Annotated in this window: 25 protein-coding genes; 18 read left to right on the top strand and 7 right to left on the bottom strand. The window is 61.6% G+C overall.

What is annotated here, in order from left to right:
* Window positions 1-233 precede the first annotated feature (233 nt).
* The 5 genes from ACP7AL_RS10330 to ACP7AL_RS10350 all read left to right on the top strand — a co-directional run bounded on the left by ACP7AL_RS10330 (window position 234) and on the right by ACP7AL_RS10350 (window position 4,294).
* A complete protein-coding gene (locus ACP7AL_RS10330; protein ID WP_244434407.1) occupies window positions 234-449 on the top strand; it encodes a hypothetical protein in 216 nt (71 codons plus the stop codon).
* 437 nt (window positions 450-886) lie between these two features.
* Complete coding sequence (locus ACP7AL_RS10335) at window positions 887-1,645, top strand: STN domain-containing protein (RefSeq protein ID WP_024921606.1); 759 nt, start codon at window positions 887-889, stop codon at window positions 1,643-1,645.
* A complete protein-coding gene (locus ACP7AL_RS10340) occupies window positions 1,642-2,322 on the top strand; it encodes an energy transducer TonB (RefSeq protein ID WP_024921605.1) in 681 nt (226 codons plus the stop codon). Before ACP7AL_RS10335 ends, ACP7AL_RS10340 begins: the two co-directional genes overlap by 4 nt.
* 152 nt (window positions 2,323-2,474) lie before the next feature.
* A complete protein-coding gene (locus ACP7AL_RS10345; protein ID WP_024921604.1) occupies window positions 2,475-3,017 on the top strand; it encodes an RNA polymerase sigma factor in 543 nt (180 codons plus the stop codon).
* 299 nt (window positions 3,018-3,316) lie between these two features.
* A complete protein-coding gene (locus ACP7AL_RS10350) occupies window positions 3,317-4,294 on the top strand; it encodes a FecR family protein (protein WP_024921603.1) in 978 nt (325 codons plus the stop codon).
* 155 nt (window positions 4,295-4,449) lie between these two features.
* Here the strand turns inward: ACP7AL_RS10350 and ACP7AL_RS10355 are convergent, their stop codons facing one another.
* From ACP7AL_RS10355 to ACP7AL_RS10370, 4 genes are all read right to left on the bottom strand, one after another.
* Window positions 4,450-5,112 (bottom strand): hypothetical protein, encoded by a 663-nt coding sequence (locus tag ACP7AL_RS10355; protein ID WP_024921602.1) that lies wholly within the window; start codon window positions 5,110-5,112, stop codon window positions 4,450-4,452.
* Window positions 5,113-5,270: 158 nt separating this feature from the next.
* Window positions 5,271-5,969: a haloacid dehalogenase type II gene (locus ACP7AL_RS10360; protein WP_024921601.1), complete on the bottom strand. Its 699-nt coding sequence runs from the start codon at window positions 5,967-5,969 to the stop codon at window positions 5,271-5,273.
* 56 nt (window positions 5,970-6,025) lie between these two features.
* Window positions 6,026-6,235, bottom strand: coding sequence for a GDCCVxC domain-containing (seleno)protein (locus ACP7AL_RS10365; protein WP_081758540.1), 210 nt, complete (start codon window positions 6,233-6,235; stop codon window positions 6,026-6,028).
* 25 nt (window positions 6,236-6,260) lie between these two features.
* Window positions 6,261-6,719, bottom strand: a complete 459-nt coding sequence (locus ACP7AL_RS10370) for a DUF6789 family protein (protein WP_024921600.1) — start codon at window positions 6,717-6,719, stop codon at window positions 6,261-6,263.
* Between the two features lie 154 nt (window positions 6,720-6,873).
* On the opposite strand from ACP7AL_RS10370, the gene ACP7AL_RS10375 reads away from it, so the two are divergent.
* Both ACP7AL_RS10375 and ACP7AL_RS10380 read left to right on the top strand, forming a co-directional pair.
* On the top strand, window positions 6,874-7,203 hold the full coding sequence (locus ACP7AL_RS10375) for a hypothetical protein (RefSeq protein ID WP_024921599.1): 330 nt from the start codon (window positions 6,874-6,876) through the stop codon (window positions 7,201-7,203).
* Window positions 7,200-7,832 carry a TlpA disulfide reductase family protein gene (locus tag ACP7AL_RS10380; protein WP_024921598.1) on the top strand — a complete coding sequence of 211 codons (633 nt, stop codon included), beginning with the start codon at window positions 7,200-7,202 and terminating at the stop codon, window positions 7,830-7,832. Before ACP7AL_RS10375 ends, ACP7AL_RS10380 begins: the two co-directional genes overlap by 4 nt.
* 14 nt (window positions 7,833-7,846) lie before the next feature.
* On the opposite strand, the gene ACP7AL_RS10385 is transcribed toward ACP7AL_RS10380, so the two are convergent.
* Window positions 7,847-8,407, bottom strand: coding sequence for a peroxiredoxin-like family protein (locus tag ACP7AL_RS10385; protein WP_024921597.1), 561 nt, complete (start codon window positions 8,405-8,407; stop codon window positions 7,847-7,849).
* A 154-nt stretch (window positions 8,408-8,561) separates the two neighbouring features.
* On the opposite strand from ACP7AL_RS10385, the gene ACP7AL_RS10390 reads away from it, so the two are divergent.
* The 11 genes from ACP7AL_RS10390 to ACP7AL_RS10440 all read left to right on the top strand — a co-directional run bounded on the left by ACP7AL_RS10390 (window position 8,562) and on the right by ACP7AL_RS10440 (window position 15,202).
* Window positions 8,562-8,942 (top strand): thioredoxin family protein, encoded by a 381-nt coding sequence (locus tag ACP7AL_RS10390; RefSeq protein ID WP_024921596.1) that lies wholly within the window; start codon window positions 8,562-8,564, stop codon window positions 8,940-8,942.
* 1 nt (window position 8,943) lies between these two features.
* On the top strand, window positions 8,944-9,663 hold the full coding sequence (locus ACP7AL_RS10395) for a cytochrome c biogenesis CcdA family protein (protein ID WP_024921595.1): 720 nt from the start codon (window positions 8,944-8,946) through the stop codon (window positions 9,661-9,663).
* A 376-nt stretch (window positions 9,664-10,039) separates the two neighbouring features.
* Window positions 10,040-10,780: a DUF6969 family protein gene (locus ACP7AL_RS10400; protein ID WP_024921593.1), complete on the top strand. Its 741-nt coding sequence runs from the start codon at window positions 10,040-10,042 to the stop codon at window positions 10,778-10,780.
* A gap of 126 nt (window positions 10,781-10,906) precedes the next feature.
* On the top strand, window positions 10,907-11,248 hold the full coding sequence (locus ACP7AL_RS10405) for a BufA1 family periplasmic bufferin-type metallophore (RefSeq protein WP_024921592.1): 342 nt from the start codon (window positions 10,907-10,909) through the stop codon (window positions 11,246-11,248).
* A gap of 49 nt (window positions 11,249-11,297) precedes the next feature.
* Window positions 11,298-12,185 carry a DUF692 domain-containing protein gene (locus ACP7AL_RS10410; RefSeq protein ID WP_024921591.1) on the top strand — a complete coding sequence of 296 codons (888 nt, stop codon included), beginning with the start codon at window positions 11,298-11,300 and terminating at the stop codon, window positions 12,183-12,185.
* A complete protein-coding gene (locus tag ACP7AL_RS10415) occupies window positions 12,169-12,957 on the top strand; it encodes a DNA-binding domain-containing protein (protein ID WP_024921590.1) in 789 nt (262 codons plus the stop codon). The genes ACP7AL_RS10410 and ACP7AL_RS10415 overlap by 17 nt, the downstream gene beginning before the upstream one ends.
* On the top strand, window positions 12,954-13,463 hold the full coding sequence (locus ACP7AL_RS10420; protein WP_024921589.1) for a DoxX family protein: 510 nt from the start codon (window positions 12,954-12,956) through the stop codon (window positions 13,461-13,463). Before ACP7AL_RS10415 ends, ACP7AL_RS10420 begins: the two co-directional genes overlap by 4 nt.
* Complete coding sequence (locus ACP7AL_RS10425) at window positions 13,460-14,092, top strand: sigma-70 family RNA polymerase sigma factor (RefSeq protein WP_024921588.1); 633 nt, start codon at window positions 13,460-13,462, stop codon at window positions 14,090-14,092. The genes ACP7AL_RS10420 and ACP7AL_RS10425 overlap by 4 nt, the downstream gene beginning before the upstream one ends.
* Window positions 14,089-14,757, top strand: a complete 669-nt coding sequence (locus ACP7AL_RS10430; protein WP_024921587.1) for an NrsF family protein — start codon at window positions 14,089-14,091, stop codon at window positions 14,755-14,757. Before ACP7AL_RS10425 ends, ACP7AL_RS10430 begins: the two co-directional genes overlap by 4 nt.
* A gap of 15 nt (window positions 14,758-14,772) precedes the next feature.
* The gene (locus ACP7AL_RS10435; protein ID WP_275451126.1) at window positions 14,773-14,898 is read left to right on the top strand and encodes a hypothetical protein; all 126 of its coding nucleotides are present in this window, start codon (window positions 14,773-14,775) and stop codon (window positions 14,896-14,898) included.
* Window positions 14,899-14,911: 13 nt separating this feature from the next.
* A complete protein-coding gene (locus tag ACP7AL_RS10440; RefSeq protein WP_244434409.1) occupies window positions 14,912-15,202 on the top strand; it encodes a hypothetical protein in 291 nt (96 codons plus the stop codon).
* A gap of 628 nt (window positions 15,203-15,830) precedes the next feature.
* Here ACP7AL_RS10440 and ACP7AL_RS10445 read toward each other — a convergent pair.
* On the bottom strand, window positions 15,831-16,439 hold the full coding sequence (locus ACP7AL_RS10445) for a hypothetical protein (protein WP_152544210.1): 609 nt from the start codon (window positions 16,437-16,439) through the stop codon (window positions 15,831-15,833).
* A 190-nt stretch (window positions 16,440-16,629) separates the two neighbouring features.
* Complete coding sequence (locus tag ACP7AL_RS10450; RefSeq protein ID WP_024921585.1) at window positions 16,630-17,295, bottom strand: hypothetical protein; 666 nt, start codon at window positions 17,293-17,295, stop codon at window positions 16,630-16,632.
* Window positions 17,296-18,588: the final 1,293 nt, after the last annotated feature.

Raw genomic sequence — 18,588 nt, forward strand, 5'->3', positions numbered from 1 at the left:
CTATGCCGCGATATGGGGTAGGCCGCTTTGCGGCGCGTTTTAACAGGTTGCTGCTGGCCCACGAGATGGGACACTATGTGGCGGCGCGCTAGCGCGGCCTGAAGGTCGGCGGGCCGGCCTTCATTTCGTTCGTTGGTGCCTGGATCGCATTCAAGGATCAGCCGGTTGATGTTGAAACCGAGGCCTATATCGCGCTTGCCGGCCCGGTTGCTGGAACCATTTCCGTTCTTACGGTGTATTTGTGGGCGCGGTCGGAAACCAGTGGCCTGCTGCTCGCTATTTCCTATTCAGGCCTGTTCCTCAATTTGTTTAATCTGCTTCCGATCTCGTCGCTCGTCGGCGGGACGGTGACGGACATCGTCAGCCCGCGTATCTGGCTTCTCGGCGCGCCGATGCTGTACCGGCCAAGCCCCACGCTGATCATTGTCGCTGTTCTTGCCCCGCCGTAGGTGATGAAGGCTTGGCGATATGCCCCCCAGCGCCGGAGAGCGCCACTTACTATACCATTCTGCCTCGAACCAAGCTCGAATATGGCGCAGTCTATCTTGCGCCCGCGGCGCTGCTGGCAGCTTTGACATGCGAGGTCCATGAACTGATGGGGCCAGTTCACCCGTTCTGTTAAGTGATGAAAGCCCGGTGCGTCGTCCCCGCCATGGCGCGGCACCTTTGTCACGGTAATCGGAGCACGGGGATTTGAATTCTAACGCTGGTTTGGGCTATTGAACCTGGATCATTGGCGGTCCTCATTCGGATCAATAGACTACTGTCATCAAAGGGATATACTGTTATTACTCAGTCGGACCGCAAGCTGGTTAGTCCGCCATGAAGGTCGCGCGGTTCTAAGGCGGCCTTTCCTTTACGGCGGAGATTTGACGAGCGGACTTAAGTGAAGGACACGCCTTTGAACGCGGAAGTAATGGCGGCGAAATCGCCTACTAAGTCGCACCTGACAGCCTTAGTTATGATCACGCTGTTGCTGATTCCGGCGCTCGTTTTTTCTGCGGGTGCCATCGAATTGAATTCTAGGTTGCCGCTGCAGCCTTTGGCGTTCGATATCCCCGCCCAGCCTCTTGCGGCGGCCTTGCACGCCTACAGTCGAAAAGTTGGTGTTCAGGTGCTTTACGACAGTCGCTCGGCTTCGGGCCAACAGTCTGTTGCAATCCAAGGATACTTTGCTCCAGATGAAGCGTTGATACGTCTTCTCGGCAACACTGATCTAGATGTGCGGCGTGCTAGGACGGATGCAATTACGCTGGTCGCGCCGGCAGTCATCGAGCATGGGCTTCCGCCGGTCAATCCGCTGACCGACGCCGATCTTGTACTCGGCGAATTGCGTGTTCGGGCGAATGTTCGGCCAAACGATCTTGAGAAATTTGCCGACTATAGCGAGACTGTCCGCTCCGAAGTCCAGCGAGCTTTGCTTAAGAATCCGCAAAGTGCAACGGGTAATTATCGAGCCGTTCTTGACTTGTGGATCGATCCCACGCGCACTATCCGCAAGGCCGCGCTCCTGCAATCGACCGGAGATGCTGTGCGCGATTCCGCTATCACAGGCACGCTACAAGGTTTGCTGATCCGCCAGCCGACGCCCGCTGATGCTCCCCAACCCATTCGCGCCGTCGTCGCTGTGAGCACGGCGAAATGAGGCCGCTTGCTACCGACGATAGCGCAGACCTAACGCCAGCCTCGACGTTCGCGCGGCTGATATTGTTTCCCGCGTTCGTTGGTATTCTCTTTATTGGCGGCGTCGCCTGGTTGCGGCTCGAACTCGCTGCGGCAGGCGGCACGCCTGAACAGATCCCGCTGGTGCAGGTCCATCTCATGCCGCGCCTGGACTCGCTGTCAATTCCAGTCGATTCAGAACAGCAATCGCTTGCGATTGCGACGCCAAGCCCCGTGCGTGGAATAACCGAAGCACCATCCTCTATGTCCGACCGAACGCTGACAAGGTTTCCGGCAGAGGAATCCGCACCGCCCTCCGATCCGCCGATGCCGTCAGCGGGTCTGAAGGATATCCCGGATCCCATACAGGATGATGCGAAGACAACGTTCCGGACAGAACTTGCGCGCCACATTGCGCGGTTCCAGCGGTATCCAAAGGGGGCTGAACGGCAACATCTGCAAGGGACGGTCCGGGCCGTGTTCTCAATCAACCGTGCCGGCAAGCTGCTTGGCGTACGGGTCAAAGGTAGCTCCGGTCAGTCTGTGCTGGACCATGCTGCCCTTGAAACCATCCGCCGAGCCCAGCCGCTGCCCCGGATCCCTCCGGCCTTGTCGGATACGTTGAACGTAGAAGTGACGCTCGGATTTGACCCGTCCTGAGTCGTTTCCTGTGCCGAACGTGGCGCGAATATAACGCCTGCCGTCGCATAACGGGCAGTCGTCCGACTGTCATAAATCTGTAATTCGCGACCTTTATCAGCAAGTTACCCTTGGAGTGTTGGGCTCCCGGGGCGCGTAGGGGGGCCGCGAAATTGGCAGAGTCCAATCAGACTAGGCTGAAGCGGCAGCTCGCTGAAAATTACGACACCTTGGTCAAGCACCTCACAGGGCAATTGGGGTCTTCCGAGTTCGCTTATGAGGTGCTGCACGAAACATTCGTGCGCCTTGATCGCGTTCCAGATGCGACACTCGTCGAAAAGCCCGCCGATTACGTCTTTCGCACCGCCATCAACGTTGCCAAGAACCTTCGAAAAGCGCGGACCTATCGTGTCCCTGCCTCTGAGATCGACGCGCTGCTCGAGGTAACCGACAACAGGCCAAGTCCGGCCCAGATCGCCGAGGAGCGGTCCGACTTCGAAGCCTTCGAGCGTGCGCTCCGCGAGCTTCCCGAACGCCCGCACCATGTGCTCCGTATGATGTCGCTCGAAGGCAAGACCGCCGAAGAAACGGCTGAGGCGCTCGGCGTCAGCGTGCGCACCGTTTCCTCAGACTACCAACACGCCTTGCAGCATTGTGCCAAGAGCATCGACCGCCGCATTTCTCCCCGCCTAGGCGGTCCGAGGCGGCGGACCTGAATGCGAGGCGAAAGAGCTCCGAGAGACGCCTATTCCAGACAAGGACGAACAGCGGCGCAGCCGCGCCATGCGGATCCGCCTTTCGGATTCTTTTTCATGATAGACCCTTCCCAGTTGTCTAAGAAAGAAAGGAGATAGTTGTTTGGTTCGGTTGGAGGAAAGCGGCCGTCCCAAAGAGGTTGGGAAGGCAATGGGTTTGCGCGCCAATGGCCCGGGTTGACGAGAATCATATATACCGAGGCGCCTTCGGCCGCGAAGGGATGTGTCGTCGGCTCTTGCGCGAATAGTGAGCGATCGCAGTGACCCTCCCTCCCGAAACACCAGGGCCGGACCCGCTACTTGACGAGGCGATCGTCTGGATCGTGCGGCTCAAGACCGAAGAGATTACACGCGCCGATATCGATGACTTTCAGCGCTGGCGAGCGCGGAGCGCAGCGCACGAAGCCGCCTTCCAGCGAGCAGCCCTTATCAATTGGCGGGCAGGCGTGGTCGCGGGCAAACTCACCGCGCCGTCGGCGCGTGTCGCCGGCATTGCGACAAGCCGCGGCCGCCTCAGCCGGCGCGCCCTAATCGGCGGCGGTCTTGCCGCCGCTGCCGTGGCCGGATACGCTGTCATCAGGCCTCCCTTCAACCTGTGGCCGTCATTGCAGGAATTGTCGGCTGACTACCGCACGGCAAAGGGGGAGCAACGCACGGTCAATGTCACCCCGGAAGTCTCGTTCGACCTCAACACACTGACCAGCATCGCCCTTCGCTCGAAGCAAAATCAGCCGACGATCGAGTTGCTGTCCGGCGAGGTCGTCGTCAGCACCCGCCGTCCGCCGCAAGGCGACTTGATCGTACTCGCTGCCGGTGGGCAAATCATCGCGAGCGAAGCGCGCTTCAGCGCACGCTGCCTTGATGACGTCGTCTCTGTTGTTTGCCTGAATGGTATCGTTAGTGTGCAGCAGGCTGGACAATCCACGCGCATCGTTGAGGGAGAACAGGTTTCCTATACAGGTAGTGGCCTCGGTGCCCGCGTGAGCGTCGATCCCGTGCAAGTGACTTCATGGCAAACCGGCTTGCTGATCTTTCGTGATCGACCGTTAGCCAGCGTGGTCGAGGAGATCAATCGATATCGCCCTGGCAAGATAGTCGTCGTCAGCGCCGCGTTGCGGCAACGTATCGTTAACGGCGACTTCGAGATTGCCAAGCTCGACACGTTCATCACCCAAGTGCAGCAGCTGACGGGGGCCCGCGCCACCGAATTGCCAGGCGGGCTGGTTCTCCTGAGTTGATCTCCTTCCTCCCTGCGGTGGGGCTAATCAACCCGACCGTTCCAGAGATTATTTGCCATGGTGGATTTGATGCGCCGACGGTGCGCATCAGTTCGAGAGCGTCGGCGTGCCGAGGGGCCCCCCCGGCCGCTCCCCTCAAGTGGGACACTTTAGGCTTACTCCGGCCGCGCGATGATCTGATGTTGGGCGTCCAACCCGATGCGGCCGCGCTCCAGTCCGTGTGACTGGCCCCCGCTGTTGTAGATGACGAGGACAGCATTGTCGTGGGTCGGCATGCTTGGCAATGTCACGGTGACGCTGGCGGCGCCGTCGGCCTTCGCGGTGAAACTGTTCGTCTTCCCGGCGCCGTCCATCGGCGTGAAGCTGATCGGATTCGTGTCGAAGTGGTTCTCGAAAAGGCTGTAGCTCGCGTTCGGCTGCAGGTTCTTGAACGTCGCCTCGAGCGTCACCTTGCCGTCCTTCTCCGTGATGGAGACGGTTCCGGTGGCGGCCAACCATGATTGGAGATTGAAGCCTAGCGGCTTGTGCTCGGCGTTGAACAGCTTCGACGTCTTGGGATCCTGGTCGATGAACGGCGGCCGAACGCCGGCGACGTGCTTGATGCCCTGCGGACCGGTGGCTTCTGCAGCGGCGGAATCCTCGACGAAGACCTGCGGATCGAGCACCTTAGGCTGTTTCGTCTCTGCGGAGAAGAAAGCGGCGTGCGTGACGAACTCAAGCTTCAGGGGCGAGGCCGCGAAGACGCCTCCGACGGAAGCGAAAAGCAGCCCGGCCGCGGCGGCCGAGAGGACGAGACGTCGTTCGAGCGTTTTGTGCATTGGAGTACCGTTACCTTTTGAGGTGACCGAACGAGCACATCGAGCCCGCCCGGCGCCATGGAAGGCACCTAGCGGACACGGAGGCCCGACCTTCAGTTCGTTGCGATCCCCTCGAAGTTACGTCGCCCTTGGCGAAAAACTTCGCGAATGGCCGCCCTCTAGCTGCCTGTGGCGACCCCGATCAGTTCCGAAAGACCCGCGAGCGTCCGGATTTCCCGGTCCGGTCGGCCCGGAAGGCGCTCCGGCCGCTGTGCGTACCGGTTGCACCAGACGACCCTCATGCCGAAGGCTGACGCCGCATAGGCGTCCCACGAATTCGACGAGAGAAAGCAAATCTGCTCCGGCGGAATCCCGAGCCGGTCGACCGCATAGCGGTAGACAGCGGAGTCGGGCTTGTACACGCCGACTTCCTCGACCGAGAGCACCGCGTCGAGCAATTCGTGGATGGCTGCGTTCCGGACGGCCCCGTCAAGCATCGCGGGAGATCCGTTCGAAAGGATCGCCGTCCTGAGGCCTGCCGCCTTCAATCGCCGGAGAATGTCAGGCGCCTCCGGAAAAGCCTCGAGTTTCAGATACAGGTCCATGAGGCGGTCGCGAAGGCCTGGCCGATCGATCTTCAATGTCTCAAGGGCATAGTCCAAGGCGTCGCCCGTCACCTGCCAGAAGTCCGCATGTCGTCGCTGTATCGCGCGCAACCAGGTGTATTGAAGTTGCTTGTCGCGCCAGAGGACGGTCAGCTTGTCGAGGTCGGCGCCGAGCATGTCCCGGCAGCCACGTGTTGCGGCGGCGAAGTCGAACAAGGTGCCGTAAGCGTCGAAGACGCAGGCCTTCACGTCGAATTGAAGCGTCGAAGTCATTCGGAACGTTCCTTAAGGGACCTGGTCAGGTGCCTTCCCGCCGTGAAGCAGAGACGCTAGGCTTGCCTGCAACAAGCCTCGGAGTCCTGACGCGGCGGGCACGGCACCGTTCCGTAAGAGCAGAATACGCAGCAGTCGCCGTCCTTGGGCTTCAAGCGGACGCCGCAGTGCCTGCAGTCGTAGAAGAATTGACAGGCGTCCGTCGGCATCCGCTCGGTCGACTCGTTGCCGCAGTTCGGGCACCGAATGGTGGAATCGAGGGTCATGTTTGCTGCTTACTCGATCCGCGTTTCAGGTGCGCGCGCCCTGCAGGGCACTGGTATCTTCCGGCCGCTCGAGCACATAGACGGCGCCGAGAACGAAGCCGAAGACGATATGCAACATCAAGGTCATGACCGGTGCCATCATCCCGAGATGGGATCCGAAGAAGCCGGCGCCGGCCATCGGCATTATCGCGACCATCATGATGAGCCAGGCACCGACGGCGAACACGATGCCTCTCAGCCAGTGGCTCTCGCCGGGGAGGCTAGTGTTCAGCCACGCGAACAGCGTGCCCCAAAGCACTGTTCCAATCATGGAGTGCATCGCCCAGCCTACGGCCGGCGATGCACCGAGCATGTCGGCGACCATCTTGATCGGGTTGAGCTCGGGCATCACGCCCATCATCGCCTTTATCGCCATGAGGCCAGAAAGAACGACGGTGGCTACGAAGCCTGCCACCATTCCTTTCATCCAATTTCCTGTCGTCATCGCATCTCCTCCATCTGTCCGTCGGCGACGAACCGTCACCGCACCGTTCGACGGGAGGGGCGAGATGGTTACGCCACACTTCGCGCGCGACGGCAGGTAACCTTTCGCAGGATGCGGCGAACCAATCCGCAGGTATCGTACGGAAAGTCGGAGCATGTCGCGCCACGTCCGGATCACGCATCGAGCGAGCGGCGAGGTCATCGCGGAGGGGCCGATCGGATTCTTCGGAATCACACCTTTCGAGGGCAACTACTACATCGCGCGGAAGTACCTGAAGACTTCGCGGCTAAAGCCGAATTGGATTCCCGGGTTCTGCGTCTACAAGTTCCTGTACGTGTGGCTCGACCTGCGTCTTCCAGACGGGACCCGCGAACCGTCGATTGGATGGTTGTACTGGCTGCCCAATCCGCTGTTCTTTTTAATCGCGTTCCGACCGGCCGTCCCTCAATCGTCGCCGGCGTTATCGGTACAGGAGATCGCTTGAAGCAGGAGGGCACCGGCGCCGGTCCAGGTGCGGCGCGGATGCCGTCGCGTCGCACGCTCCTGCTGCGCGCGTTGGCCAGCATGGCCGCCGGACTCGCGTCGGGCGAGGCCGCCGCGGTCGAAGACGACGTTCCCAATTTCGAATCCGGAAGATACCAGTTCACCATCGTCCGCCCTCGAGAGCAGCTGCCGTCGGTCAGGCTATTCCGTCTCGGTGGTGGCACGACCGACCCATCGTCGCTGCTCGGCAAGCCACTCCTCGTGAACTTCTGGGCATCGTGGTGCGCTGCCTGCCGCATGGAGTTGCCCGCTCTCGACAGGCTGTATCGAAACGCCTGGCGGGGTAGGGTGCATGTCGTCGCGATTTCGGAAGACCGCGGTCCGCGCGAAACGGTCGCGCGCTTCGTGAAGTCGCTCGATCTGAAGGCGCTTCCGATCTTTCTCGATCCCAACGGGTACGTGGCGTACTCGGACCGCGACAACGCCAAGAAGGCGCCGTTCGCGCTCTACGGCATGCCGATCACCTACGCCGTCTCGAGCTCAGGCGCGGTCGTCGGCTACATACCGGGCGATGCGGACTGGTCGTCCGCAGCGGCGGACGACCTCATCGCCTATCTGAGCAGAACGTAAGAGCTGGCGACCCGCTACGCCGTCTTACGGAGGTCCGCCACTTCGCCGCGAGCGGGATAATTGTTCTTCACGACGAAATCGATCGCCGTCAGGATGTCCGAGAAATGCGGCCTCGCGAACGGCATGGTCTGCACGCTGCCAAAGTAAAGGGTGCCGTCCGGCTTCACCAGGTAGATGGCAGGCTCCGAAAACAGCGCGGGCTCATCGACGCCGGCCGAGGTCTTTCCGCGCCCCGACGATACGTAGAGCCCCCAGTGGCGGGCCGCGTCGAGGGAAACTCCGTAGCCGATACGCAGCCGCGACAATCCCCACGTCTGCAGGGTCTGCTCCGCCCGCTCCTTGTCGTCGGTCGATAGCGCCACGACCGAGACGCCGCGCTTCTCGAACTCGTCGAGCTTGGACTCGAGGTCCTTCAACTGCATCTTGCAGATCGGGCAATGAAGGCCGCGATAGAAGACGAGCAGCGTAAAGTTGGCCGGCTTTTCAGATGCGAGATCGAATTGTCCGCCGCCGGCGAGATCGACGCGCAGCGCTGGCACGGCTTGGCGCGGCACGAGGGGAACGAGATCGCTCAATTCGGTGTCCTTTCAGTGATGGCCCCGATGGCGACCATAGTTCGAGACACGCGCACAGGCACGTCCGATATTTTTCCGATTCCCGCGTAACCTTTCTTCGTGGCCGGCGAACCTTGGCGTCGAGACGTCTCAACGCCCAAGGAGAACCCACCTCATGTCCTCGAACGTCCTTTGCAAGACTATCCTGTTCGCCGCGGTCGTCGCGATGCCCTCGCTCGTGAACGCCGGAGAGCCTTTCGACGCCAAGGCCTTCCAGGCCTCTCAGGCCGCCGGCAAGTCGGTCCTCGTTGACGTCACCGCGCCGTGGTGCCCGACCTGCAAGCAGCAGAAGCCGATTGTGCAGGCGATCGAGAAGGAACGTCCGGATCTCGTCGTGTACGATGTCGATTTCGACACCGCGAAGGACGTGCTGCGGCAGTTTCGCGTTACGCAGCAGAGCACGCTGATCGTGTTTAAGGGGCAGAAGGAGGTCGCTCGATCCACCGGCGAGACCGATCCTGGCTCGCTTCGTTCGCTGGTGGCGAAGGCCTTTTGAGGTGTCCGCAAATCTAGCGTTGGGCTACGCCGCCGGCGCGCTGTCGACGCTCTCGCCTTGCGTGCTTCCGATCCTTCCGATCGTGTTGTTCGGCGCGCTCGAGCGGCATCTGTGGGGTCCAGTCGCGCTTGCCGCGGGGCTGGCGGTTTCGTTCGCCGCAGTGGGGATTGCGCTCGCCTCGGTCGGCTTCAACATCGGTATTGATCCGGAGACGCTACGGCTCGCCGTCGCGGCCCTGATGGGCGCGGCCGGCGTGGTCCTTCTGGTGCCGGCGCTGCAGGGCAAGGTGGCCTCCATCGCGTCTCCGATCGCCGGCAGGGGCCAAGTTCTGCTCGACCGGCTACAGCCGTCCGGCATCTGGGGGCAGTTCGCGCTGGGCGCCGTGCTCGGCGTGATCTGGTCGCCGTGCTCGGGGCCGACGCTCGGCGCCGCGATCGGTCTCGCAACGCAAGGCGACGATCTCGGGAGGGCGGCGTCGACCATGGTGGCCTTCGCGCTCGGTGCGGCGACGCCGATCCTCGCGCTCGCTTACGGTTCGCGCCAGGCGATCATGGTGCGGCGGGACTGGATGGCGCGCGTCTCCCGCATCGGCAAACCGCTCATGGGGGCCGCCTTCTTCGGCATCGGGCTCTTCGTGCTCACGGGTCTCGACAAGGTCGTCGAGACCTCCCTGACGAACGCCATGCCGGAATGGCTGGTGAACGTGACGACGCGTCTGTGACGCCCGTCGATTTTCAACCCGAGGAGAAAACGCATGCCTACGCTGAAGAAGACACTACAGACCCTGGGATCGATCGCTGCCGTCGGCGGCATGATTGCGTCGACACCGGTCCCGGCGGCGGCCCAGGGGGCGAACCCCTGCGCGCCCAAGACGAAGTCGTCCAATCCGTGTGGGCCGAAGGCCAAAAAAGCCGCCAATCCGTGCGCGGCGAAGGGGAATCCGTGCGCGCCGAAGGGAAACCCTTGCGCCGCCAGGAAGTAACGAACGCGGGTTCGTTGACGTATCTCGTTCAGCGATGTTGCAGGATCGAATGGAGAAGGCGGCGGGCATCGCGAGATGACGCCGTCTTCGGCCATTCAGGCTTTCAAGGTTCATCATGATCGTTCGACAGGCGAAGGTACCTTTTGCTGACGAGGCGCCGATCCTTTCGCCGGAGATACTGTCGCGCATGGCGACCGCAGCGGAGACCGTCGTCGATTGCATGCGCGAGCTTCACGAAAGCGGGAGCAACCTGGTCGTGGAGGCCCTGCGCGGTAGCGAGGAGTTCGTTGAGTGGGAACACTATCCACGCGACGACGTGCGCGATCCGGATACTCATTCCCAATTCTTCTTCCACGCGCACGCCCTGGACGACCGGGAGCGACCCGACTATGCCCACTTCCACGCGTTTATGGGCGCGGCGGGAATGCCGCCTGGCGTTGTTCCGGCGAAACTCGATGGCTACAGCTCACGATCCGCAGAAGATGGCACTGCGATGTCCCATCTCGTTGCGATCTCGATGACGCCGACGGGCATGCCGGAGCGACTGTTCACCACGAACCGCTGGGTGACGGCGGAGACGTGGTACTGCGCGGGCGACGTGATCGCGATGCTCGATGGATTTGCCGTCGGCGGGGCGCGCCCCCTCGACCGCTGGATCACTTCGATGCTGGTTCTGTTCAGACCGCAGATCGAGCGGCTTCTCCACAAACGCGACGCCGCGGTCGATCGTTGGCGTGCGGCGCATTCCGACTGCAACGTCTTCGAGGATCGGCGTCTCGAAATCACGTCCTCGATGGATATCTCGCTCGAGGCGCACATCGTGTGGCTCGACGCACGGTTGGAAGGCGGTGGGTGACGCCGCGGGCGTCCGCGGAGGTAACCTTTCGGGCGCTGCCACGAACATCGATACAGACGGGAAGATCACCCCGTCGGACCAGCGACCATGCACTTCGCAAAGTCGCCCGAACCCGGAGGAACTCGAATGTCCAATCGCACGCTCAATGCAATGGTCGCCGGCGCGTTCGCCGTCGCCGTCGGAACGCTCGCCGCCACATCGGCCACCGCGCAAAGCAAGGCCGACATGGAAAAGATGATGAAGGAGAAGCAGGCCCAGACCATGAAGGCGATGGAGGGCGGCAAAATGGAGAGGTGCTTTGGCGTGGCGCTCAAGGGCCAAAACGACTGCTACGCCGGAGCCGGCACGACCTGCGCCGGCACCAGCACCGTCGACTATCAAGGTAACGCGTTCAAACTCGAGCCCAAGGGCACCTGCACGACCATGAACACCCCAAAGGGCGCCGGAAGTCTCACCCCGAAGGCCTGACGAATCCCGGGCGGGCTGCGGCGGCCCGCCCTCCATCCTCGAGATCACTATGCGCTTTCACTCGTCGTCATTAGAAGATCACGTACCAGCGCGTGCCGGCGTCGGCCTCAAGGCCGAGCACTACCGCACGATTATCGATACGGCGCCCGACATCGGCTTCTTCGAGGTGCATGCGGAGAATTACATGGGCGCGGGCGGTCCGCCGCATCGCTATCTGTCGGCGATCCGGGAGCGCTATCCGTTGTCCCTTCATGGCGTCGGACTCTCGATCGGCGCGGACAGGCCGCTGGACGAGGACCATATCGCGCGGCTCAGATTGCTCCGGCAGCGCTACAGACCCGGCCTGTTTTCCGAACATCTGGCGTGGTCGACGCACGACGCAGGTTTCCTGAACGACCTGCTTCCCGTGCCGTACATATCCGAGACGCTCCAGCGTGTCGTCGAGCATATCGACCAGGTCCAGACGGCTCTCGGCTGTCAGATGCTTCTGGAGAATCCGTCGACCTACGTTGCGTTCGCCGAGAGCACCTACGCGGAGACCGACTTCATCGCCGAAGTGGCGAGGCGCAGCGGCTGCGGCCTGCTGCTCGACGTCAACAACGTCTTCGTCGCGTCGACCAATCAGCAGTGGGACCCGGTCGCCTATATTGAAGGCTATCCGCTCGCCAGCGTGCAAGAGATCCACCTCGCCGGGAACGACCGGCATGCGGACGAGGCCGGCAGGCCACTTCTCATCGATACCCACGATCGCCCGGTCGAGGATGCCGTCTGGTATCTTTATGAGCTCGCAGTGCGGCTCGTCGGCCCGGTGCCCACGCTGATCGAGTGGGATGCACAAGTGCCCGCCTGGTCGACGCTCGCCGCGGAAGCGAAGCGGGCCGAGGCGATCATGTCCTTGAACCGGCCGGAGAGGCCACGCCATGCCGTCGCTTGCTGAACTGCAGCGCGGCTTCGCGGCCGCGTTGATCGATCCCGCGCTTCCGGCGCCGGCAGGCGTGGTCGGGCCGGACGGCAAACCGAGCTCGAGGCGTTTCGCCGTCTACCGCAACAACGTGATAGTCGGCCTGACGCAGACACTGCGGGATGCTTACCCCGCCGTGCATCGCATCGTCGGATCGGAATTCTTCCTCGCCTTGGCCCGCGCCTTCGTCGTCGGCGATTTGCCCCGGTCGCCGATGCTCTTCGACTATGGCGCGGGCCTACCCGATTTCATCGACCAGGTCGAACCCGCCTCCGTGTTGCCTTATCTGGCCGACGTGGCGCGTATCGAGAGGGCCTGGATCGAGGCTTACCATTCGGCCGAGTCCACGCCGGTCGGTCCTTCGGCGTTTGCCGAGATCGATCCGGACCGGCTTCCCGCCATGAGTCTTGTGCTGCATCCGTCCGTCCGGGTCGTCCGCTCGCGCTTTCCGGCACTGACGATCTGGCAGATGAACGTCGAGGGCGGCGTTCCCGGTCCGGTCGATTTGGCGGCCGGCGGCGAAAACGCGCTCGTTGTCCGGCCTGACGCCGACGTGGAGGTCCGATCGATTCCGGACGGTAGTCCGGAGTTCATCCACGCGCTCGCATCCGGAAGGTCGGTGCTGGCCGCGTTCGAACAAGCGCTCGTCGCCGACCCGGGCTTCGACCTGGCGGCGAACTTGACGGACATGATCCAGGTCGGCGCGGTGATCGGCTTCGAGACCGCACGGGAGCCGCTGAAGCCATGAGTTCGCTCGCGACAATCTCTACCGTCGAGGACGTCGTGCGTGGGGCGACGGAACGCCTCGCGCAGGTCGCCCTCGTCGTGGCGCCGCCGTTGCTGCGCGTCGCTTTGGCACTGCCGTTTTTCAAATCCGGATTGACGAAGTGGGACGGCTTCCTGTCCCTGTCGCCGGCGGCGTCGTTCCTTTTCGAAGACGAGTTCAAGCTGCACATCTTCGGACACGCGTACGATTTTCCTTTTCCCGCCGCGTTCGCGTACTTCGACGGCATCGCGGAGATCGTATTGCCGGTCTTGCTGATCCTGGGGGGCGCGACGCGCTTCAGCGCGCTTGCGCTCCTGGTCATGACGGGGGTGATCCAACTCGTCGTGCCGGAGGGTTGGGCGAATTTCCATTTGCCGTGGGCGGCGCTCGCCGTCGCCCTCATGGCGCTCGGTCCCGGCAAGCTTTCGCTCGATCATCTCGCCGCATCGCTTTGGCGGCGCAGGGTCCCTGACGGAGGCCGTCCATGACCGAGCGAAACGGTCGTCCTCCGCGGCTCAGGCTCGTCGGAAGCGAAGGCGACGCTGCGCCGGCCGCCCGCGAGCCCGCCGCCCGCGACTCCGACTGGGCGATCCTGATGGCTCATGCCCAGGACGGCGACAGGTCGGCTTATCAGCGCCTGCTTCGGGAAATCGCTCCGTACCTGCGTTCGCTGGCGGCGCGCCGCCATCGCGACCCGAGCGACGTCGAGGACGCGGTGCAGGACATCCTGCTGACCGTTCACGCGATCCGGCATACGTTCGATCCGACAAGGCCGTTCGGTCCGTGGCTGGTGACGATCGCGAACCGGCGGTTCATCGACCGGCTCCGGCGGCAGGGACGCAAGCGCGATCGGGAAACGCCGCTGATGCCCGAACATGAAACCTTCGCCGAGCCTCAGGCGAACCTTGAAGAGAGATCCGACAGACACGAACTCGAAAAGGCGATCGACGAGCTTCCCCCAATGCAGCGCAAGGCGGTACAGCTACTCAAGCTCAAGGAGATGTCCCTGAAGGAGGCCTCGACGGAGAGCGGCATGTCGATCGCGGCGCTGAAGGTGAACGTGCACCGGGCGGTGAAGAGCCTGCGGAAGATTCTCGGCGATCGGAGCGAGCCATGATTGCGACACCTGATCTCATCGAATCTCTTTCGAAGAACTTGAAGCCGGTACGCCGGCTGCGTTCTCCGGTGATGCGCGCTGCCTGCTGGCTTCTGCTCGCGGCGGTCGTCGTGGGTCTCCTGGCGGTCAGTCAGGGGATCCGTCCGGATCTCGCGACGCGGATTCATGATCCATCGTTCGCCGCCGGCATGACCGGAGCGATCCTGACGGGCATGCTCGCCGCAGTCGCCGCCTTCCTGGTGAGCCTGCCGGACCGGTCGCGCCTGTGGCTCTTTCTGCCAGCGCCGGCAGTCGTCCTTTGGCTGGCGAACATCGGCTACCAGTGCCTCGGCGATTGGGTCTCGTTCGGCCCCGACGGCGTCTCGATCGGAGAGGCGACGCGTTGCCTCGCCACCCTAGTGCTCACCAGCCTGCCGCTGTCGCTCGCGATGCTCGTCATGCTGCGCTACGCGGCACCGCTACGTCCGACCGCGGTGACCTGCATGGGCAGCCTGTCGGTGGCGGCGATCACCGCGACGGCCCTGTCGCTCTTCCATTCGGGAGATGCGACACTCATGATCATCATGTTCAACATCGGGACGGCAGTGATGTTCGTCAGTCTCGGGGGGCTGTTTGGACGCCGCATGATGCAATGGATCGCACCGCGCCTTTCGATCCGCGACTAGCCGGAAAGGATCTCCATGGCTCATCTCCCGTCGTTGCCCGCCAAGGCCACGCTGCTCGACGTCTTCAAGACGTTTCCGGAGATGAACCGTTCGCCGCTCGAATTCACGATGCGCTACTGCACGGGCATCGCCATTCACTGAGGCCGAATGCGAGATGATCGCGGCCTACGTATCGGGTCTGAACAGTTGCCGATACTGCCACGGCGTGCGCACGGCGACAGCCGAACGTCTCGGTGTTCCGCAAGGGGCGGTCGCAGCACTGCTGGCCGACGATGCGCAGACGGACATTCCGGCGAAGATGCGGCTCGTGCTGGCGGTCGCGGTTAAGCTCACCGAGCGGTCTGACAGCGTGACGAAGTCCGACGTTAATGCGGTCTTTGCTGCGGATGGGACGGCCAAGCGTACTACCACCTCGTCGCGACGGTGGCGCTCTTCAACTATATGAACCGGCTCGTCGAAGGCCTCGGCATCGAGCTCGATCAGGCCTACGCGGACGTCGCCGCGTAGCGCCTCGCCGACCGTGGCTATTGCCCGCTGATCCAGATTCCGGGCACAATGAACTGTTCTACAGTCGCCACCGACAATGGATATCTCTGCATGGCACTTAGCGGACGAGGGCTGCGCCCTAAATATCGTTGTGAATGATATTTGCGAACGCGTATCAAGGGATATCATTCCTGACCTCGATGAGCTGAACGACACGGTGCGTCGATCTGATGAAGTCAAACGCAGATAGGAATTTTGGGGCGGGAAATTATGGATCGCCGCGAAGGTTCGAGTTGTTGGCTTTCTTCCACAAGCACCTCGGAAACCGAGGTAAGGCCAAGTTATATCTTGAGGAGGCTAAGAAGCGTCCGAGGAGATGATCAGAAAGAATGCAAAGTATTTAAAAGAGATTCCAAAGAACGCTCCGATATTTTTGCAGATCAGAGTGATTTGCGATGCGCTCAGCGAGATTGGTTATGGTTAGAGTGCCCAAGGTGCGCTGAGGCGCGGACCACACATCATCTCTCCGGGTACAGACGAGATGGCCAATGGACGGAACGCCTTGGCTCAGAGATCGAGCCGACTCGTTATAACATGAAGCGAAGGCCGGTGGCGCGATGGAGCGCCTTCAGGTTCTCCGGCGTCTGGCAAACGATAAGGCAATCTTGGCCAAGGCTTTGCATGGCAAAGCGGCGCGAAGAGCCCGTTGTTTTCAGACGCTCCTGCATCTCCAGGAAGATTTTTGGGTCAGTCCAATCATTGTTGACAGTGAGCTCGATCCGCTCGGTCCTGCCGGCTCTTTTCATCTCGACCCAGGCGACGCCTTCCTCCACATCGACGTAGTCCTCAATCTCATTCAAGGAGAGAATGCCCTTGGTCATGCGGCAAAGCCTCTTGACGATGGTCTTATAGGCGCCGTGGTCCTCGATAAACTCGAAGTCGAAATGCCAGACATCATCGCTGGGCGGATCGAGCGAGACATGGGTTGCCCGATCGTAACCATCATCGCCCATCGCGATCAGCAGCGATTCAAATCCACCCTTCTCGATGGTCGCAACCGATCGTTCGGGCTCCCATTGAGTCCTCGGTTGATAGAGCGCCTCCGCGGAGACGCCTTCGCGAAGCGAGAGGCCGCAAGCGGCAACTGTATCCAGCATCTGCTGCAGGGACCGTCGTTTCCGAAAACCAAAGAACACGGGTATCTCCTAGTCCGATCGATTGCGCAGATGGTCTTTTCCTCTGCCGTTGCGGCGGAAAGCCAAGCGCAGGCTCACAGGCTGAGGCATGACGGTGGGCGGCAGTTGTCTGACCGAGTTGCCAAGAGCGATGATGGTCGAGCGATCAAGCTACTCCCACACGCATCTTCTATCTCGGCGAAATGGTGACTTAGTTTTCTATTTTGCGTTTCGACTGCGCGATTCGGGTCTCCGAATCGATCTGCAAGCCGTGGAGCTTTGATTGGGTTACAGTGATGGCGTCGCGCTCCCCGTAGGCCCGGCGGGGCGCGGCGGGCGACTTCGCCTGGGTTGGGGGAAGTCCCACCTGGGCTCCGGGCTCCTTGGCGATCGGCGTGGTCGTGACCTGAGCACCCGGCCGCTTTTTCAGAATATCGGCGATGAAGTTCGCGACATCCGCTGGCGGCACCAGTCGGCCTGGCCGGATCTCGACATCCACGATTCTGCGCGCGACCGGATCGTAGGCACACTCATAGGCGTGGCGGATCCATTGATTTTGCATCGTGAGCACGCGGATGGCGTCGCCGCGATAGCGGACGATGCCGTCGGCACCCGGCTGCTCGGCTTGGGTGAACATTCCTCCGAACGGCCGCGACAGCCAGTCGTAATCAAGCGGCGCCTTAGCCTCGATTAGCGGTACGCAAGCCTGCGCTGCAGCATCGGCGCTTCGGTGGACACAGCTGGCATCGCATGCCGCCGCGGAGGAGGCGGCCGGCGGCTCCGCCAGGGTTGGGGGCAGGCTGGACGAGGATTGTGGAGCCTGAGCCGTGCGGACAGGCTTGTCAGCTTGTTGTCCGGTGGCAACAGTAATTCCCATGAGCGAGATCGCCGATCCGAAAAGAGCACTAACGAAAGTTCGGGAGCACCGGCGGCGGCAAGGCACCCAGCGAAATTCGCGATCAGGTTCACTCAGATTGCACATGTTCATTTTCAACTCGGCAAAACAATATTTCTATCAATTCAATTCTAACATCATTTGCAACGTAATCAACGCGGGTCGAAATCATACCCTCTGCCGTCGCAAAAGCTTAATCGAACTCGCAGTTGTTCATCTTCGTGATCCAGTCGGCGTCCAGGTTCAGGAACGCTTTGTCGACATCGATATGTCCTTTCGCAACGGCTAGTGCCGCCGCTGCGGACAACAGCATGGATTGGTCCCAGGCCGCGTGCCAATGAAGGCTTACATTCTCGACCATTGCGCAATTGCGCGGTGGTACTCATCGGCAAGGGCTTCGGGGATATCAGCCCCACGCCCAGTCCGACGAGCGATTTCAATGGCAGTCGGTCGTTGGAAAAATCCGAAGTCAATCGGGTCTTTCGCATCGTTCGCAATCTGCACGATATAGTGAGCGGCCGCATAGGAAGCCGTATAAACGTCGTCCTGATGACACAGGCTCGACTAGAGACTGAACCATATCTCATTGCGATAGCGGCCCCGGCCTTTGGTCCCGCTGATGAGGCTAGCACCCGCAATAAGTCCGGCACATCGGCGGCACCGCCGTAGGCGTGCTGAACGTCTCCCCAACGCGGATCATCAAGAGACAGCATCAGACTAATTTATCCCCAGCCTGTGCGGCGTTAACCTGTCTCGGACCGGTAGTTCTTTACGGGTGCATAACCTCGCGGAAAGAACGCAGCGTCACTAACGTATGAATAACATACTGCTGGCGCGTCACTTCTCTGGCTGATTTTCAGTTTTGTCAATCCGTTGAGGGCGGTGCCGATATCAGAGCAGGCAAGTTCACTATGCCGCATTGCCGCAGGCAAAGATTCGGTGGTGTGGATCGCAGGTGCCTTGGCTGGCCGAGGGGAGCGCTTCAGCCAAGCGCTTCTCAACAATTTTCGATAATTTTTGCAGGTTGGGCCCCGGCCAGTTGTCTTTTAACTGTTCGTTAGTGATTGCGGAGTTCCGCGGCACTGACTCTTGAACTGTTTGAGGGCGAGTGGGGTATTTGTCACAAATCGTTGGGTCGGCATTGCGATGTCACGCGCGAGGGTTGGTTCTCGGGTCTGAAGCTGTTTGGACTGACGCGTCCGCTTCCTTTTGCCGGCGCTCGCGTAACGCTTCGGCGTCGAGCACTTCGCGGTGCGAAGAGTCGCCAACCAGAAC

This window comes from Afipia sp. DC4300-2b1, from assembly GCF_049895725.1.
GTDB classification, from domain to species: Bacteria; Pseudomonadota; Alphaproteobacteria; order Rhizobiales; family Xanthobacteraceae; genus Afipia; species Afipia broomeae.

Bases quoted from the DNA above. Each gene is read 5' to 3' on its own strand.
- ACP7AL_RS10375 (WP_024921599.1), top strand. From the start codon at position 6,874: ATGTCGCGCCACGTCCGGATCACGCATCGAGCGAGCGGCGAGGTCATC.
- ACP7AL_RS10405 (WP_024921592.1), top strand. From the start codon at position 10,907: ATGTCCAATCGCACGCTCAATGCAATGGTCGCCGGCGCGTTCGCCGTC.
- ACP7AL_RS10420 (WP_024921589.1), top strand. From the start codon at position 12,954: ATGAGTTCGCTCGCGACAATCTCTACCGTCGAGGACGTCGTGCGTGGG.
- ACP7AL_RS10360 (WP_024921601.1), bottom strand. From the start codon at position 5,969: ATGACTTCGACGCTTCAATTCGACGTGAAGGCCTGCGTCTTCGACGCT.
- ACP7AL_RS10365 (WP_081758540.1), bottom strand. From the start codon at position 6,235: ATGACCCTCGATTCCACCATTCGGTGCCCGAACTGCGGCAACGAGTCG.
- ACP7AL_RS10410 (WP_024921591.1), top strand. From the start codon at position 11,298: ATGCGCTTTCACTCGTCGTCATTAGAAGATCACGTACCAGCGCGTGCC.
- ACP7AL_RS10450 (WP_024921585.1), bottom strand. From the start codon at position 17,295: ATGGGAATTACTGTTGCCACCGGACAACAAGCTGACAAGCCTGTCCGC.
- ACP7AL_RS10430 (WP_024921587.1), top strand. From the start codon at position 14,089: ATGATTGCGACACCTGATCTCATCGAATCTCTTTCGAAGAACTTGAAG.
- ACP7AL_RS10370 (WP_024921600.1), bottom strand. From the start codon at position 6,719: ATGACGACAGGAAATTGGATGAAAGGAATGGTGGCAGGCTTCGTAGCC.
- ACP7AL_RS10390 (WP_024921596.1), top strand. From the start codon at position 8,562: ATGTCCTCGAACGTCCTTTGCAAGACTATCCTGTTCGCCGCGGTCGTC.
- ACP7AL_RS10440 (WP_244434409.1), top strand. From the start codon at position 14,912: ATGATCGCGGCCTACGTATCGGGTCTGAACAGTTGCCGATACTGCCAC.
- ACP7AL_RS10400 (WP_024921593.1), top strand. From the start codon at position 10,040: ATGATCGTTCGACAGGCGAAGGTACCTTTTGCTGACGAGGCGCCGATC.
- ACP7AL_RS10435 (WP_275451126.1), top strand. From the start codon at position 14,773: ATGGCTCATCTCCCGTCGTTGCCCGCCAAGGCCACGCTGCTCGACGTC.
- ACP7AL_RS10415 (WP_024921590.1), top strand. From the start codon at position 12,169: ATGCCGTCGCTTGCTGAACTGCAGCGCGGCTTCGCGGCCGCGTTGATC.
- ACP7AL_RS10355 (WP_024921602.1), bottom strand. From the start codon at position 5,112: ATGCACAAAACGCTCGAACGACGTCTCGTCCTCTCGGCCGCCGCGGCC.
- ACP7AL_RS10425 (WP_024921588.1), top strand. From the start codon at position 13,460: ATGACCGAGCGAAACGGTCGTCCTCCGCGGCTCAGGCTCGTCGGAAGC.
- ACP7AL_RS10340 (WP_024921605.1), top strand. From the start codon at position 1,642: ATGAGGCCGCTTGCTACCGACGATAGCGCAGACCTAACGCCAGCCTCG.